The sequence below is a fragment of the Pelotomaculum propionicicum genome (assembly GCF_048984525.1).
Classification (GTDB): domain Bacteria; phylum Bacillota; class Desulfotomaculia; order Desulfotomaculales; family Pelotomaculaceae; genus Syntrophopropionicum; species Syntrophopropionicum propionicicum_A.
Genome location: NZ_JBMGJC010000004.1, coordinates 252,192 through 269,579, shown reverse-complemented (window position 1 = coordinate 269,579; position 17,388 = coordinate 252,192). Strand labels below are relative to the sequence as shown.

The 17,388-nt window shown below is 40.4% G+C and carries 15 protein-coding genes; 1 reads left to right on the top strand and 14 read right to left on the bottom strand.

Annotated features, from left to right (window positions below):
* From ACOBQJ_RS06540 to wbaP, 7 genes are all read right to left on the bottom strand, one after another.
* Nucleotides 1-763, bottom strand: a 763-nt coding sequence (locus ACOBQJ_RS06540) for an oligosaccharide flippase family protein (RefSeq protein ID WP_421070924.1), incomplete at its 3' end; no start/stop codon positions are given.
* A 60-nt stretch (nt 764-823) separates the two neighbouring features.
* Nucleotides 824-1,729 carry a dTDP-4-dehydrorhamnose reductase gene (gene rfbD / locus ACOBQJ_RS06535; RefSeq protein WP_421070923.1) on the bottom strand — a complete coding sequence of 302 codons (906 nt, stop codon included), beginning with the start codon at nt 1,727-1,729 and terminating at the stop codon, nt 824-826.
* Between the two features lies 1 nt (nt 1,730).
* A complete protein-coding gene (gene rfbC, locus ACOBQJ_RS06530; RefSeq protein WP_421070922.1) occupies nt 1,731-2,291 on the bottom strand; it encodes a dTDP-4-dehydrorhamnose 3,5-epimerase in 561 nt (186 codons plus the stop codon).
* Nucleotides 2,288-3,172, bottom strand: a complete 885-nt coding sequence (gene rfbA / locus ACOBQJ_RS06525) for a glucose-1-phosphate thymidylyltransferase RfbA (RefSeq protein ID WP_421070921.1) — start codon at nt 3,170-3,172, stop codon at nt 2,288-2,290. The genes rfbC and rfbA overlap by 4 nt, the downstream gene beginning before the upstream one ends.
* 21 nt (nt 3,173-3,193) lie before the next feature.
* Nucleotides 3,194-4,255 carry a dTDP-glucose 4,6-dehydratase gene (gene rfbB, locus ACOBQJ_RS06520; protein WP_421070920.1) on the bottom strand — a complete coding sequence of 354 codons (1,062 nt, stop codon included), beginning with the start codon at nt 4,253-4,255 and terminating at the stop codon, nt 3,194-3,196.
* Nucleotides 4,256-4,316: 61 nt separating this feature from the next.
* Nucleotides 4,317-5,081: a class I SAM-dependent methyltransferase gene (locus tag ACOBQJ_RS06515; protein WP_421070919.1), complete on the bottom strand. Its 765-nt coding sequence runs from the start codon at nt 5,079-5,081 to the stop codon at nt 4,317-4,319.
* Between the two features lie 114 nt (nt 5,082-5,195).
* Nucleotides 5,196-6,770, bottom strand: a complete 1,575-nt coding sequence (wbaP, locus tag ACOBQJ_RS06510) for an undecaprenyl-phosphate galactose phosphotransferase WbaP (RefSeq protein ID WP_421070918.1) — start codon at nt 6,768-6,770, stop codon at nt 5,196-5,198.
* 249 nt (nt 6,771-7,019) lie between these two features.
* On the opposite strand from wbaP, the gene ACOBQJ_RS06505 reads away from it, so the two are divergent.
* Nucleotides 7,020-8,237, top strand: a complete 1,218-nt coding sequence (locus tag ACOBQJ_RS06505) for an O-antigen ligase family protein (protein WP_421070917.1) — start codon at nt 7,020-7,022, stop codon at nt 8,235-8,237.
* Nucleotides 8,238-8,254: 17 nt separating this feature from the next.
* Here ACOBQJ_RS06505 and ACOBQJ_RS06500 read toward each other — a convergent pair whose 3' ends face one another.
* The 7 genes from ACOBQJ_RS06500 to ACOBQJ_RS06470 all read right to left on the bottom strand — a co-directional run bounded on the left by ACOBQJ_RS06500 (nt 8,255) and on the right by ACOBQJ_RS06470 (nt 17,347).
* Nucleotides 8,255-9,358, bottom strand: coding sequence for a glycosyltransferase family 87 protein (locus tag ACOBQJ_RS06500; RefSeq protein WP_421070916.1), 1,104 nt, complete (start codon nt 9,356-9,358; stop codon nt 8,255-8,257).
* 21 nt (nt 9,359-9,379) lie between these two features.
* Nucleotides 9,380-10,480, bottom strand: a complete 1,101-nt coding sequence (locus ACOBQJ_RS06495) for a glycosyltransferase (RefSeq protein WP_421070915.1) — start codon at nt 10,478-10,480, stop codon at nt 9,380-9,382.
* 156 nt (nt 10,481-10,636) lie between these two features.
* Entirely contained in the window at nt 10,637-12,424 is a 1,788-nt protein-coding gene (locus tag ACOBQJ_RS06490; RefSeq protein ID WP_421070914.1) for a hypothetical protein, read from the bottom strand.
* Nucleotides 12,405-13,802 (bottom strand): hypothetical protein, encoded by a 1,398-nt coding sequence (locus ACOBQJ_RS06485; protein WP_421070913.1) that lies wholly within the window; start codon nt 13,800-13,802, stop codon nt 12,405-12,407. Before ACOBQJ_RS06485 ends, ACOBQJ_RS06490 begins: the two co-directional genes overlap by 20 nt.
* Before the next feature lie 102 nt (nt 13,803-13,904).
* Nucleotides 13,905-15,293: a hypothetical protein gene (locus ACOBQJ_RS06480; RefSeq protein WP_421070912.1), complete on the bottom strand. Its 1,389-nt coding sequence runs from the start codon at nt 15,291-15,293 to the stop codon at nt 13,905-13,907.
* 81 nt (nt 15,294-15,374) lie between these two features.
* Nucleotides 15,375-15,704 (bottom strand): DUF192 domain-containing protein, encoded by a 330-nt coding sequence (locus tag ACOBQJ_RS06475; protein ID WP_421070911.1) that lies wholly within the window; start codon nt 15,702-15,704, stop codon nt 15,375-15,377.
* 80 nt (nt 15,705-15,784) lie between these two features.
* Nucleotides 15,785-17,347, bottom strand: a complete 1,563-nt coding sequence (locus ACOBQJ_RS06470; protein ID WP_421070910.1) for a vWA domain-containing protein — start codon at nt 17,345-17,347, stop codon at nt 15,785-15,787.
* Nucleotides 17,348-17,388: the final 41 nt, after the last annotated feature.

Below are 17,388 nucleotides of genomic sequence, written 5' to 3'. Positions count from 1 at the left end.
TAAAAGCAATTTGATAAAATCCTAATGCAGTTGCGCCTAATATTTTCCCAACAAAAATATCGTCACCTTGTGTAAGTAGAAAAATCAAAACACTGGAAAATAGAATCCATCTACCATATGAGAATAAATCTTTTGTCTTTTTCAAGTCAAATTTTAGAGATGGTCTATAATTGTGAATGACATATGACATAATTAATCTTATAATATTTCCTGCAAGCAAACCATAAACAAGTGCTAATGCACTTTTTAATATAATAGATAAAATTATACTGACAACTATATCAACCAATAATCCAGGTAATTCATAAAAAATTTGCTTTTTAAATTCTATATCTTTTATAAAATAAATTACCCCTATATTCCTAAATTCATTAATTAAAACTGCAAAAGCTAATACTTGTAATAAATTTTTTACTTGAGGTTCTTGAAAAAAAATGCTGATAAATGGCGAACTAAAATAAAGTATTAATGCTATAGCTATTCCACGTAATATTTGGGCTGTCCATGCTACATCAAGATAAATATTAATATTTTTTTGTTTTTGAATTAATGATTGTTCTAATCCTGTTTGAGTAATACTTTCAATTGTTGATAGGGTAAGCAGCGCTATTCCGAAAAGACCAAAATCATTAGGTGATAGCATTCGGACTAAAAATATTATACGTAAAAATTGAAATATCCTAGAAACAACCTGAAGAATAATTATCCACTTTCCGCCATTTATAACTCTATTAGTGAGACTTTTATTTTTATCGGCATTCAAGCTAAAACCTCAATCCCTAATCAATAGTCTGACATAAAACTTAATAGCATTGTTTAGTTATCAGATGCCTTTTAAAAATTGTTCAAGAAATAAACCCCACTTTGGCAATTCTTTACCAACTTTTCTTTTCAGCTTTTTATTCGACAGCACCGAATAAGCCGGACGGCATGCAGGTGTGGGATATTCACTTGTCGCTACAGGTATTAACCTCTTTAGAAGTAAGCCAGATTTGTCACCGTTAAAAATCTTATAATTTTCGATTATAGCCTTCGCAAAGCCATACCAGCTCGTCTGTCCTGATGGCGTCACATTATAAATATCCCTGCATTCTGTAAGAAGTGCTGTATTGTAAACTTTCTGCAGCATTTGGGCAGTTGTCCCGGCTAAAAAGCGGCTCCAGGTGGGTGTGCCTACCTGGTCGTCAACAATTTTTAGTTCTTCCTTCTCTTCGGCAAGCCGCAGTATCGTCAGCAGGAAGTTTCTCCCATTCGTCCCATACACCCAGCTTGTGCGCAGGATCATATACGGCGCTCCCACAGCCCGGATTGCCTGCTCACCCGCCAGCTTTGTCCGGCCGTAAACGTTAATTGGGTTTGGCGCGTCATCCTCGACATATGGAGTTGTTTTTGTTCCGTCAAAGATGTAATCGGTGGAATAATGGACCAGAAGGGCATTCAATCGCTTCGCCTCTTCTGCTAAGATACCGGGCGCAACAGCATTTACGGCCATGGCCAGTTCCGAATCTTCCTCTGCTTTATCTACTGCGGTATAAGCGGCGGCGTTTACAATAACATCGGGCCTTATTCGCCTGACCATCTTAGATATTTGCTCCGGTTTTTCCAGATCTAGCTCTTCCCGGCCCAAAGCAACTAATTTACCCATGGGCGCTAGGGTGCGATTCAGCTCCCACCCCACCTGTCCGTTTTTGCCTGTAAGCAAAATTTTCAGAGGTCTCTTAGGGTGCATTTTATTCACCATCGTAAACCGGGAGTACATGATGCTTCATGTCTTTTAACCTGGGATTAGCCAAGTCCTTTTCGGATAATACAGGCACTCCCTCCGGCCAATCAATATTGATGTCAGGGTCGCTCCAGATGATACCCTTTTCAGCTTTTGGATTGTAGTAATCTGTGCATTTATAATGGAAAACGGCATATTCGGAAAGAGCCAAAAAACCGTGCGCATATCCTTCCGGAATATATAATTGCCTCATGTTTTCATGTGAAAGCGTGACCCCTACCCAACGGCTGAAAGTCGGTGATCCCAGCCTTATATCAACTGCGACATCAAATACTTCTCCCTGCAGTACGCTGACCAGCTTGCCCTGGGAGTGCGGGTGCTGAAAATGCATTCCGCGCAGGACTCTTTTTTTTGATATTGATAAATTATCCTGCACAAAACAGGAAGGCAGCCCGGTAGCGGTATATCGATCCTGGTTCCATGTTTCTAAAAACAAACCTCGGTGGTCGTAATAGACCTCCGGTTCAATTATCACAACACCGGGCAGCCCTGTTTCAATAACTTTCATATTGCTTTACCTTCCCCGCTGAGACCCAGCAGATACTGTCCATAACCGTTATTTTTCAGCGGTTCAGCCAGTTCCTCTAGCCTGGCCGCGTCAATAAGACCTAAACGGTATGCGATTTCTTCGGGGCAGGATATCTTTAGCCCCTGACGCTGCTCAATAGTTTCAATAAATTTGGCCGCCTGAAGCAGTGATTCATGGGTGCCGGTATCCAGCCAGGCAAAACCCCGGCCCAGCTTTTCCACCTTTAACTGGCCCTGCTCCAGGTATATTTTATTTATATCTGTTATTTCCAGTTCGCCTCGTTGTGACGGTTTAAGCCCGGCAGCCATATTAACAACCTGATTGTCGTAAAAGTACAGGCCCGTTACAGCGTAATTGGATCTCGGGTTTAATGGTTTCTCCTTAATATCCAGCACCTTTCCATGTTCATCAAACTCAACAACACCGTAACGCTGTGGCTCCCTCACCCAGTAGCCGAAAACTGTTGCTCCCTGCTCCTGGGCCGCCGCACAGCGAAGTTTGCCTGTTAGATCGTGGCCGTAGTAAATATTGTCTCCCAGGATCAGCGCGCAGCCATCGTTTCCTATGAAATCCCGACCGATTACAAAAGCCTGAGCTAGACCGTCAGGGCTGGGCTGCACCGCGTAATTCATACTGATGCCCCACTGGCTCCCGTCACGTAGGAGTTCCTGGAACAGATGCTGGTCCGCTGGAGTGGTAACGATCAATATTTCTGTTATTCCAGCAAGCATAAGGGTACACAGCGGGTAATAAATCATGGGCTTGTCATAAACCGGCATCAACTGTTTGCTGACCACTTGTGTAAGCGGGTAGAGCCGTGTGCCAGAACCGCCCGCCAAAATTATTCCCTTTTTAATCAATTGTATCCCCTACCCCCAAACTCATGCTATGCCAAGCCCAAGGCGTTCACCGGCATAACTCCCGTTAAGCACATGCTCACACCACTGTATATTTTCCAGGTACCACCTGACAGTCTTGCGAAGGCCGGATTCAAAGGATTCTCTGGGTACCCAGCCCAATTCATTCCTAATTTTGCCGGCATCGATAGCATACCGCAGGTCGTGGCCGGGCCTGTCTTTTACAAACTTGATTAGAGACCGGTGCGGTGTATAAGACGAACCTGGAAATATATCGTCAAGCAACGCACAGACAGCCATTACCACTTCCAGGTTGTTTTTCTCGCAAGTCCCCCCGATATTATAGACCTCACCCGGGCGGCCTTTTTCCAGTACGAGTTGGAGCGCGCAGCAGTGATCCTCAACATACAGCCAGTCGCGCACGTTCCTACCATCACCGTAAACCGGCAGGGGCATACCTTTAACCGCTTTCGATATCATCAATGGGACCAGTTTCTCAGGAAACTGGTAGGGTCCGTAGTTATTGGAGCAGTTGGTTATTATCGCGGGCAGGCCGTAAGTATGGTGGTAAGCCCGCACCAGGTGATCTGAGGCAGCCTTGGAAGCCGAATATGGCGAGTTCGGGGCGTAAGGGCTGTTTTCCGTAAAAAGTCCTTCCGAGCCAAGCGAACCGTATACTTCATCCGTGGATACATGCAGAAAACGAAAGTTCTGCCTTTCTATTGTGTATAACTCTTGCCAATAAGCCCTTACGGACTCCAGAAGTTCAAACACTCCCATGATATTAGTATTAATAAATTCATCCGGTCCGTCAATTGACCGGTCAACATGAGATTCCGCAGCCAGGTTAACTACCGCGCAAGGCCGGTGATCATTCAATAATTTTTTAGTTAAAACCCGGTCACCGATATCGCCCCTGATAAAAATATGGCTGGGGTTATCCTTAATTCTGGAGAGCGATTCCAGATTACCGGCATAAGTTAGTTTGTCTAAATTAATAACTTTGTATTTGTTTCCAGCTAGGGCCATCCTCACAAAGCTGCTGCCGATGAAACCTGCCCCGCCTGTAACCAGTAACGTTTTCATTGTTACAATCCTCTTAATAAAAAGCAATTTCTAACATTTTATCTTCTAAAGGAACACTGAATTAATCTGATATATTCACTTTTTTCCTTGCAACAATTATCATGTAAGCACTTAGGTTTTTTGCATTTGTTTTTAATAATAAATATTCATATATAACACTCAATAAAAATAGCGGCAATAAAAAATTAAAATAGGGTGATTGATAATAACTAAAATAAGATTCAATAATTTCAAAGTCATATTTCTCCAGTAATCTTGTTATCGAAGAATTATAACATCTATCGTAGTAAGCCGGGAAACCACTTATCCCTTTTGATTCAGGTATAATACAATACAGCAGTTTTTTTGCTATTTTATTTGGTAGCATTTGATTAATTATAGCAAAAGGAGCATACCTGCATGGAAAAAGGTGTATAAACAAACCTCCTCTTTTTATAACACGCCTGGATTGAAGTATAAAATCTTCGATATTTTCTAGGTGCTCAAGAAACGATTTAGATGTAACAATATCAATTTCCTCATTTTTAAATGGTAGATTATCCAGGGCATCCGATACTATCTTTTCATCTACATCATTATTGAAAATTAATTCATCCATAGAAATATCTACTGCAATAATTTTTGTATTTAATTCCATATTTTTGTTTTTAGCATAAGAACATGATTTTCCACTGCCTACATCTACAATAATTTGGTTTGATTTTGAGTTCATATATCTAGTAACAAGCTGTACATACTTCTCAGAAAAATTAATTTTGGCCTGCGGTAAATATTTTTGAATCTTATAACATAATTTTCTATTTGTTAATATTATTTTCGAAAACAAAATATTTCCTCCAGATATTGATATGTTTAATTCTGCAAAAACTCCAGTTTTTCAATATCAACATAATCATATTTCTCATATTGCTCGATATACGCTTCACCAGAACATCCGTGCTCAGTATGCCCCCCGCCTGGTTAGAACAGCATTTACAGTGCGTATCAGAAGGGTAATATCTAACCATAAGGACCAGTTCCGTACATACCAGGCATCGATCTGCACACGTTCATCGTATTCTATTTGATTTCTGCCGCTGATCTGCCAGAGGCCTGTAATTCCCGGCCGTACCTGGTAAAAGTAATCGATATATTCCCCGTATTTTTCTATCTCATCATTAATTATTGGGCGGGGACCTACCAGGCTCATTTCCCCCTTAAAAACATTAAATATTTGCGGCAGTTCATCAAGGCTGGTCTTTCTCAGGAATTTACCCACCCTGGTTATGCGCGGATCATCTTTAATCTTGCAACCCCTTGCCCATTCAGAATACAAATCCTTATTTTCTTCCAATAGCTTGTTCAGTATTTCCTGGGCGTTCGCAACCATTGTCCGGAACTTGTAACATTCAAATTCCCTGCCATTTCGTCCGACGCGTCGGTGGGCAAATATAACCGGTCCCTTCGATTCCAGTCTAACTGCCAGAGCTATTAACAGCATCACAGGCATGAGGAGAAGTAAGACAGCAGTACCGGTGACAATGTCAAAGGCTCTTTTCATAAATATATTGGAACGGCTGGCAAGGTTATTTCTCAGGTTCAGCGTTAAAAATCGTTCGTTGAAAAAAAAGTCGGCTTCGGCACACATAACCGGTATACCAAACAGATCCGGTACTAACAGCACAGATTCACTGGCCTTTTGTAAGCGGTTTACCAGTCTGACCAGATCTGCCGCGGGTAAACCAGGTGCAGCAACAATAAGGTTACGGACATCCATGGCAGACATAATATGCTCTGCATCCTGAAACCCGCCCAATACAGGCACTTTATCACCGTTCACAGCAAATATTTTTTGTTTTTTTCGCGGGTCATCATCTAAAAAGCCAATAATCTGGTAACCCATGTAGGGCTCGCTGTTCAGCGCCTTTGCCATCAGCTCTCCAGTTTTTCCGGCACCGAGTACCAGCACGCGCCGCTTGTAGATACCTGCTTTTGCCAGGGCGTTTTTTCCGGCATAGCGGAAAGCGGGCAATAAAAACATAGTGAACGTCCAGGAAAGCACAAGGAATGTACGCGATACTTCGCTGCCGGTTTTGGCCAGGGTGATTACAGCCATGGCTATTATGTACGACAGAGTCACGACCTTTATAAGATAACCGCATTCCCTCCAGAAAGAGTGTCTTTTGGAATATAGGCCTTCATAAGCCAGGTATCCAATTATTACCAGGGGCAGCCACCATAAACGAGTTAACAGGTTCTGGGGCGCTCCAGGAGGAAATCCGCTGTAAAGTACAGGCAGCAGGTTTGTTCTTATTATGTAGCCGAGGGTAAAGGCTGCGGCAAGAGCACCCAGGTCGATTGCCAATAAAGATATAACTTCAATGGCACGGCTTAGCTGCAGCTTCAAAGGACAGGAAAGGGCTGAAGTAATACTGTGTTCCACTTTTTGAATGGTTGGATTGTTTTTATCACCTATCAGTTTATCACCGGTTTTGGGTTCTTCTTCCAATGCAGCGATCGAGCTTTCTAATAACAAAATGCAGTCTCACCACTTTTTTTACGGGCTTTATATATTATTAATAAATAATATCTTATAATATTTAATCGTAAAATTATTAACTAATCTAAAGCATTGTTTTACTAAAATATACAGTTACAAGTGCCTGGTATTCTATATTATTGTTGAAAACATTCCTTATGATATTTATAATATAATTGTTACACATTTTCTTATATGATTAATTTACTTACATAACATACTTAATTTAAGGGTGGAATGAAGAATTTGAACCTGTCCATTCCCATACTGGTAATTCTTTTTACTCTATATCCACTTATATATGTACATACTTTTCCTGAGACCTTTTTTATCCGATGGGTAATTTTACTTATGGCTGGCCTCATTGCGGCATATATCATGATAAGAAACAAATTGCTAAGAAAAAACAAATGCATCATTCCTCTGGCACTGTTTATCTCCTTTGTCTTCATATCCACGGTTTTTTCGCACTATCCCTATGAGGCATGGGTGGGGATATCATACAGATTTACGGGTTTTTTATCATATCTATGTTTCGCTGTCCTTTTTTTGTTAGCCTTCAGCGTAGCTTTCAGGGAGCCTGAAAAAGTAAATAAGATTATCGATCTCTGGCTTTTATCAGCCTCAATAATCGCTTCTATAGGACTGCTGCAATATTTTGGTATCAACCTGATACCTGATGGGACAGGAGTTTTTGTTGTCAATAAAAGCTACTCAACCTTCAGTCATTCCAACCATTTTGGGACTTTTATATTGATGGTTTTCCCATTTGCCGCTCTCCGTTTCCTGCAAAAACCCGGCATCAGATCCACATTGATTCTAATTCTCATTTACGGCTCACTACTTACAAGCCTTTGTCGGGGAGCCTTCATTGGAATGGCCTTTGGTTTTATTATCCTGGTTCGCTATTATCCGGTTAAGAAATACCTGTTATCAGCTGCAGTCATTATGTTTTTGGTTACGGCTGCATTAATGCCTGCCAATAATTGGATGTTATTAAAGCAAATCGCGACGGCTCAAAGTGAACTTGATATGGCTGTGGCAGGAGATCCTAAAACGGGTAGTTTTAGGCTGCTTGTATGGCAGGAGGCTTTAAAAGCTCTGCCGGGATCAATTGTTATCGGTACCGGCCCGGACACTTTCCTATATATTTCCCAGGAAAAATTTGAAGAAGTTCAAGGAAAAGGCTGGCCGGGCAAGGCTCACAATATATACCTTGAGATCTGGGTTACTATGGGATTGCTGTCTTTGCTTTCATACCTGTGGTTTCTTAAAAGCTGCGCATCAGATACAAACCGCGGTATCCCTATTGAATTTGCCTTCTTCCTCATGGTAGTAATTTATCTTATACAGGGCTTTTTTTTGGTTGATGTATTGTCAGTGTATCCTCTATTCTGGATGCTGCTGGGGTTCTATGCGGGATTAACAAATAGGCGTATTGATACAGATATTGCTACGTCTTGACTTATATTCTTAGGACACTATTGATAATCAAATGATTTAATTTCTTCTGTAGCATTAAAATCATTTAAACCATGCCAAACTAACGGGACCCAAAGCAGTATCAGCCCAAAAGGAATAATATAATTCGTTAAGTCACTGAAAGGGAAGAGAAAACCTGACAGGTAAATAAAAATAAATGAAACTGCAGCCATTGTTTTATAATAGATACTGGTTTTAAAAAATAAAGAAACAGTATAGGTCAATATAAGTAATACAAGGTGAAAATACTCGATAACCGGCATTGTCAAAAAAGTAGCTGGAATAGCAAGAGCGGTTAATGACAGGTAATCGTGATCTCGGCAACGGTAAGCTGTCAGTGCGGTTAACCCTCCAATTATAGAAACGTAAACACCATATAAAACAATACTGTTTTCTTTCAGCGCCAGATAAATCACAGAATATAACTTATCAAGAAAAGGCGTGTAAGCAAACGAACTAAACCACTCCTTTGTGCCGGGAAACAGAAGGGCAAGACCAAATGTAACAGCACACGACACGAAAATCCGCCAGTTTTTAATACCAAGCACCATAGCTATTGCTATGGGAAAAACTTTAAAGAGAGCCGCCAGGCCCAGTATACCGCCCCCGATAAAGGGTCGGTTTTTTGCAGCGAAAAGTACTGATAATGTGACCAAAAAAAGCAGGAGCGAGTTTACCTGAACAAACCTTATATCGTGTATAAAAGGCATCCATATAAAAGACAGGGCTAATGGATATATAAACCAGCGCCCTGTTGCTTTTTTAAGGTAAAGAATAATTACCATGGAAAAACCATACGCTAAAAAATTTATTGCTATCATTAAAGCTTTTGCCGCATTATATGGCAGCAAGCCCAGAGGAGACATAAGGTAAGCAATTAACACAGAAAACCGGTAATGCACAAAGGCTTCAGGAATATTATATTTGTTAGTTTTGAAATCTACTTCATAAACACTGGTATTTGGCACATCGCTATCACAAATAACTTTTGCTGCGCGATAAAAAGCGGGGAAATCTGTGTTGTATGTATAATTAGACATGAATGTTGAGACATAATACAAAGTAATTAAAATAATAGCAACTACTATAAATTTCTTTAACATCCACTCACCACCGGGTAACTACTAATAATATAACTTATTAATAATTTTTTTGTTTTTATCAGTTTTCTGCCAGGTCCAGATATTATTTATGGTAAAGTTCCATAGGGTACCGGATAGAATACCCAGTATATTGGCCAGAAAATAGTTAATATGAAAAACATAGTACAGCACACTTAATATGTTAACATCTATTATTGCGCCGACCGATGAAGTCATTAAAAATTTACAGAACCTTTTAATTTTAGCGCTTTCTCTAATCTCAGACCAGGTATAGCGGTCATTTAATATAAAATTGGAAATCATGGCGACAAAGGCTGAAATGGTACCGGCCAGGGCAACATTTACTTTCATATGATATAAAAACGTATATACAGACATATTAAGAAACATACCCGATAAGCCAACTAAGGCAAAAAGGTAAAATCTCCGGTCAACCGGGCTGTCTTTTGTCAGTATGACCAGGTGGTATAAATAATTCCGTTGTTCCTTTAAGGACATTTTTGATTCACCTGCAGCCCTGGCCTTAAAATGATAAGGTATCTCCACTACATTTTCATAATTTCCCTTTACAAGTACTTCGATAAGAATTTTCCACCCGATAGGTTTCAGTAATATTCCCCTGATAACTGACTGGCGAAACATGAAAAAACCGCTTGTAGGATCACTTATGCCGCGCAGTGCTTTTAACATGAATTTTCCGGTATAACGCGCCGTGGCAGAAATAAATTTCCGGATAATATTAAGGCCGCCATCATCACCACCGGGCACAAACCTGCTCGGTATAACGATATCCACCCCAGACTCAATTGTTTTTAGCATGGGCATAATCATTTCCGGCGGGTGCTGCAGGTCAGCGTCCATGACTGCGATTACTTCTCCCTGCGCCAGTTCAAATCCCCGTACCACAGCTGTTCCTAGACCTCTCTCGCCAGCACGGTGGATATACCTCACATGGTGATTAAGGCGGGCTAACTGATCAAGTATTTCCGGTGTCTCGTCGGTGCTGTCATCCACAAATATAATTTCATAGGCAATGCCTTCAGATAAGACTTTGCTAATGCGTTCGGCTATTTTAAAAACATTGCCTTTTTCATTGAATGTGGGGACTATGATACTTATCACCTTTATATTCCTCCAGGCTACAGTATGTATGAAATTAACATATATACATAAACATACTATTTTAAAATATAATTATAGATTAATTCTCGAACTTCAATAACATACATTGGAATGACTTTCTATTACACTAAAGTATAATTATTTGGTTTTTTCCCGTTAATTTTCTTTCAACTTTTTGTTGTAATCCTCCATCTTGAAGAAAACCAACCTCTTGTTCGCGCTCACTATCGGTTCTGTGCCTAGCAGACTGATCAGTTCCGCCTCCATACCCGCACCCTTATCTTCATAGCCGTTGCGGTCAATGTATATCCCGTTAAAACCGGCGCGAGACAGTGTTCCCAAAAACTCGTTTAATGGTTTTGCAGCCACTTCACGCTGCCAGGTATCCCCCTCCCTGCCCTTCATCGCCCCATAACTCCAGCGTAATTGATTTGAATGCAGGTACCCCCGGAAAAGCTCATAATCACCCATCTTAAGCGCTGATACATTTTCCGGAAAGGATACATAGGGCAGTTGAAAAACCATGGCGCCGGCAGGTAGAGATGATTCAATTTGGCTTACAAATTCGCCATCATTGATATATTCGGATTTCAACTGATCATAACGAGGCACCATGGATTTGTTCGTCTGGTCGAGAATGCCGATTACAAGAATAATTGCCATAAGCACATAATAAAGATATCTTGATGCTTTAGTTTTAACATATTTCTGATATAAATGATCCAAAAGCAGGTTGACAGCAAACAATGAAAAGAAAGCTATGTAGACGCTTATCCTGTTATACGATCTTATCCCGGGAATAATAAGAGCAAAGAGAAACCCAAAACCACCTATGGTTGCCAACAACACTGCAGATAAATTAAATATACTTAAACTGTCTTTTATATCACCATCATAATTTTTAGGTGTCCTGTAAAAAAGCCTGCCGACCAAGATGAGAAAGCCGATGCTTCCGACCAATCCTAATGACGAGGAAGCATTTTCGTTAACCAGCGGGGCAATTTTATTGTATTTTTCTTTCGGGTTTGCTGCAAATGACAGCCTGTGCCCATCGACAGGCATGAGCAGTTGGTCAATCTTCATGCCGAACATTTCAGATTCCACTGGACTTCGCTGGACTGCCTCACAATTTAACCCATGATTATACACAAAAACCATATTAGGAAGTATGTTTAGAAAGACGCCAATGATTATGATAATTATTAAACTTTCAACGATTAATAATCTATTTTTTTTCTTTATTAACACAGCCAGGATACCTGATATAAGCATGAAGAAACATGCAAAAAAGGCGTAATAAATTCCTGTTGATGCGACCAGCAAGCAGATAATAATACTTGCCGATGCTTTGAAATCCAGCTTAATATTTTTTTTGCCGCTAACAGGATCATAATTAAATAAAAAAGTATCTTCGGTATATACCCATAAAATAACCATTACAATCAGAGGAACCATGTAATAAGAAGCAAGAAAAAGATGTGTTTCCCCTCTCAAAAAATGATAAGGCAGAAAGGTAAAAAGCAAACTGACAACAATAGATGAAGCATATGGTAGTTTAAACTGTCTGAATACATACAGCGTTGATATGGTCGTTAACGGGAATGTAAGTAAGAAGTAAGAATTCATCGCAAACGCGTAATCAGGTTTAAATAATGAGATTATTTTGATCAAGAAGAAATGGAAATTGTCCGCCATCGGAAAGTCACATAAATTTAAACTCGTAGGCATTCCCACAAAACTATTATGTAAAAACCAGCCGTTATCAATTAACCCTTTAATATACATTCCATGTAATATTGCGTCCCCTTTGAACCTGAATGGGATATTCAGATCGGCCTTCCACAACTCCATTACCCAGATCAATATTAAAAGACACAGGACTACAGCAACGGCATAGGCTGAAGTATTTTTCAGACTGTCAATCTCAGGCTTTATCCTTATCATTTTTTTCTCCTATAGTCATATAATCATCTCTCGCGAGGACAGACGCCTTTTCATCACTGTAAACTTCTTTCCAGCCACACTTCTTTAAATAGCTTATCTGCCATGAGCCGCTTGGAAATAAAAAATACCTTACATCATACTTCTGGAGGATTTCTTCAGGAGGCTGTTTGTAATTCATCAAATCTACATAATCCAGAAAAGGGTCGTTCTCCATTCCCGCCATGTGATACAAATCGGCACGACCGTCAATAAATACTGGTATGCCTCTGAAAATCAGGTAACCGCCCCAGTTATACCGGTTAAATATTCTTTCAGCCTTATTCTCCTCCAGCCAGTCTACCGCTTTTACCGGCCACCCGGCTTTTTCAGCCAGCGCTCTTGTATCTCTGCTTACCCACCCGGTATGAGAAAAGTTGATAATAAATATCAGGGCAAGGGCTCCCCCGAAAAGCGATATGGTTTTTTTCGATAATTCCAGATTTCCGACCAGCTGTACCATAACAATCATCCAAACCATAACAAAATAGTAGAAGTGCCTTACTGAGGTCAGTGTTCCAAAAAAAGATAGCAAAGCTACTATCAAAAGACATAGATCAGCTTTATTTTTCCTAACCGCTAATAATACAATTAGCAGCGTTATTACCAAAAAAATCATTGATTTATAGGCAATTGTTTCAGGGGCCTGCCACTCATATATGTTTTTGTAAGCGGGGTCTGTTGCTAATTTAAAAGAAAAAAGCCACAGGTTGAAACCATGCGGGTTAATCAGGGAAGCTGTAATGGAAGCGAAAAACACACCGGTTAGGTGTTTTTTATTTCCCGGGGTATTCTTGATGTTCCCGGTTTCAAACACCGGCAAATAAGAGAGCAGCATCTCCAACCCAACTATGCCCAGGCCGAGAATAACAGAAGCATGGGAGTTAGTCCAAATTATAAATACTGCGGGGAGAAACCACAATTTGGCCGGCTGTTTCCTTCCGATCAGGAGCAAGTAAAGTGTTATTGCCAGGAATGCGTAGCTGGTTATATGTGGCCTGGCTGTCCAGGCTGATGATATCATAATTAAGGTTAAAAAATAAAAAAATGCCGCGGTAATACTTGAAGATGAGGACACATTCACCAGTTTCCAATAAAAATATAAGCCAATAATTATGAATATCGCGCTTAAAAGAGAAATTCCCAGGGGGCCTATCTTATATGCTAAAGCAATAAGATATTCGAACAACCACTCGTGAGAAATCCACGGTGCTCCGGCCGCGGTCCAGGAAAACGGATCGGTGACAGGGATGGTGCCGCTGGCTAAAAAGCTCTCTCCCGCCCTGATGTGCCACAGCGTATCGCTGTCAAAAGTACGGTCAGGTCTGAATACATTTGCCATTATACAAGCAATAGAGGCTAAAATAACAAAAATATGATCCTTAATACTTTTGAAAACCATAAATTCATCTCCAGGTTGTTTTCGAAAAGGTTCAAGTGATTATTAATAAGGTCTCAGGTAAATTACGGCAGTTTCATCGCGATATGACTCATTCCAGCCAATCCTGCCCAGGTAAAAATCCAACGGGTCACCAGCTTCAATAATTACCTGGTCCACACTATACTTATCGAATATTTCACCCGGATCCTTAAGAAATCTTGTGGCATTTCCATGGTCAAGGAAAACTTCAGAATCCCTCCAGTACACGTCTGCCCTTCCGTCGATAAAAACCGGTATGTCTTTATACACGAGGTATCCGCCCCACATGTAATCATTAAAAGTCCTTTTATCCTCCAGGTGGTTAACTGCTTCAACAGGCCATGTCTCTTTATCGATGGCATCGTCCAGGCTTGACGGTATTTTCCCTGTCCCCAGAAGAATTATCAAAATGATTAGCAAATAAAAAATTCCTATTTTCTTTTCCCAGTGTTTTTGAATTAATAAATCGCCCGGCAGCAGCATTAACATAAAAAGGCCCCAGCATATTACCAGGTATGGTAAATACCTTACACCTGTTATTGCTTCATAGAAAGTGCCAAATAGGTAGATTGATATCAGGCCGAATTTTTTGTAGTCCTTAACACCATTTTTTGTTACATAGCAGACAAATACTGTGGTGACTATAATGGTAAAATATACGGCCAGCCAGCTAATATCTTTAAAATCAGGAGGCTGCCATTCCACAATATGTTTATTTACTTTACTTGTAATCAAATAATATGAAGTCTTCCAGAGCTCTAAACCATATGGGTTAATCAGAGAAAACAGTGGTGTCAATATTGAAACTAACAGTAATTTGATATCAATATAAATTTTCTTTTCTGTTATCGATTTATATGCGAATTCATATACAAACTGCAGAAATACCATCGCGATGCCCAGTAATATCGAACCATGAAAATTGGCCCAGGCAATTGCGGTTAAAGGCAGTGTCCACAGTAATTTATGGTTGTTAACCAGTACATATAAAAAATAAGCAAAAAACATGTACCCGTAAATCTGGGGCCGGGCGGCAATGCCAAACCTTAGCATCAATGCCACAATTGAAAATATAATTATTGTAAGTACCAGGCTTTTTCTCTCCGCGGCATATAGTTTCCACAGGAAAAAAAACGAAATAGTTATTGGCACTAAAACAACCAGCGTCATTCCATACAATCCCAATGTTTTATAAGATAGATAAATTAATAAATCGAATAGCCATTCATGCGCCACCCATGGATTGCCGTATACAGTCCATGAGAATGTGTCCTGATAGGGAACGCTATTATTTAATGCTATCCATTCGCCGACCTTTATTGCCCAAAATGTATCCCCGTCAACTATTAAGTGATTTATTTTACTTAAAATAAGTACAATAGCTACAAAAAGCATTACAGCGATTTTTTTCAAATATAGTACACCTCACTATTAAATTGGCCCTTCTCAAATGCATCTAGAAGGGCCTTTAACGTCCTGACATTATTTAAAATATTATACCTTGGAATTATAATTGACTATTTCCAACTCGTCTTTAATGGAAACACCCTTTTTTGAAACAACGCCGGCCCTGAGCTCCACTACCTGGTAACTGCCACGTATAATTGGAGTGGTCTTCCATGGTCTAAACATTTCAACAATTTTTATAACCTTTAACTCACGGTCAAGGAACAGCAGGTCGATCGGAAACCGCATGAACATGGAATGGACAGAATTACATGGAACGATCAGAAGACCCTCATCTTCCGGCATGTCTCTTTTCCTCATTAGCCCCTTCAATCTTGACCAGAAACTGTCCGCAACATTCAGGTTCCCGACTATCATACTTTTTTTGGACTTATTAATTAGCTGCAGCATGGACCACCTTAATGCATTTACTACCGCATTTTATCATGAACCAGTATTTAAGTATCATTTTTCGCTTCCCTGGAAACGAACTTAAAGGTATAGCCGCCCAGGTCAAATTTGTCGTTGTTGAAAATTTGTTCACGGCTCATTGGTGTGCCGTTGGAAACCAGGTAAGTACCCGGCATACATGTAACCATATAAAATATTTTAGAGTCAATCAGGTTAAAATCTTTGATATCTTTGACATTTGTTTTGTTTTTGATATACTTCTTAATTTTAAAAGCAAAATTTTTTATTGCGACAGGCAGCAAAATATCCACTTCAGGACCGTTCTCTGTCGCTAACAGGATTTCATCCTTGCTGTATCTTGATAAATCAAGGACCTTGCCGAAACCCTCGCTGTCATTCTCCAACCAATACTCCAGTGATCCCTTAATATTCATAGATTTTCTATCATTTGATTTGCGCAATAATGCAACTATACATATTAAAGCCGCCACTGCTAAAGAAACGGCAAAAATAATATATTTATATTGAACGGCCAGCGCATTTATTTTATTCAAAAAATCTCTGCCTGCAGAGATTTCCGGTTTTATTTGAATTTTAGGTAATTCTGCCTTTCCATCAATGCTCTCGTTTAAGTACGTCCCCTGGGATACCAGGGTAAAAGAGGCCTCCCCTTTCTGGGTGCATGGTACCAGGCATGAAAATACACCATCACCAGCCTGGGCGTCGCCTGATGTGCCATCATCTTTAAGTGCTATAATTACAGGTTCCTGATTTGCATAACTTACCGCAAGTTCAAATTTGTCCAGCTTCAGGTGCGGACCCGGAATCAGGTTGTCGCTGCCTACCTTTAAACTGGCATATACAGGGACCTTGTCACCAACCTTATATGTTCTGTTTTCGAACAGGTAGGCCAGTTCAGGTTTTTCCGACTGGGAATACTTTTGTACAAGTAAAATAGACTGAAAGAAAGTGGTCAGCTCCGCGGCGTCTTTAACGAAAAAATATTCACCACTGGTCTGTTGGGCAATTTTTTTCAATAACTGCCCGGCTTCCTCTTTCTGAAGAGCGATGGAATGTATAGACCATCCGCTGGACTTAAAATCTCCGGCTGTTTTGTCCACATCGGCAAGATATGCCATCATCTTATTTGGGTCTTTCAAGAGGTCGGGCATATCGGGAACACCATCAGAGAGCAGCAAGGCCAATTTCTTCTTATTGCCGTCCGCTTTTTTCAGTTCCGCCAGCGCGCTGGTCATACCGCCTTTGATGTCCGTGTCGCCTTTAACTCCAATGGCAGAGAGCTTTGATATTATTTCATTCCGGGATTCAGCGCCGCCAACCTTCCTCAGCGGCACCAATACCGACACCACATCGGAAAACTCAACAACACAGACCTGGTCATCTTCGCCCAGTAGGGCTATCGCTTTTTTTGCCGCTTCTAACCTGACATTGTTCGGATCGTTTTCTTTCATGCTTCCGGAACCATCTATAACTAAAGCCAGCGCCAGACCTTCGGCCTTATTCTGTTCCTGTGCGCTTACGCTGAAAGAAAACAAAAAAACCATTATTAATGAAATTGAAATAATTATGTTTTTTTTAACCCGTCTCATTTTGCCTGTACTCCCAAGCGCGAAATCATTATTTATGTGTG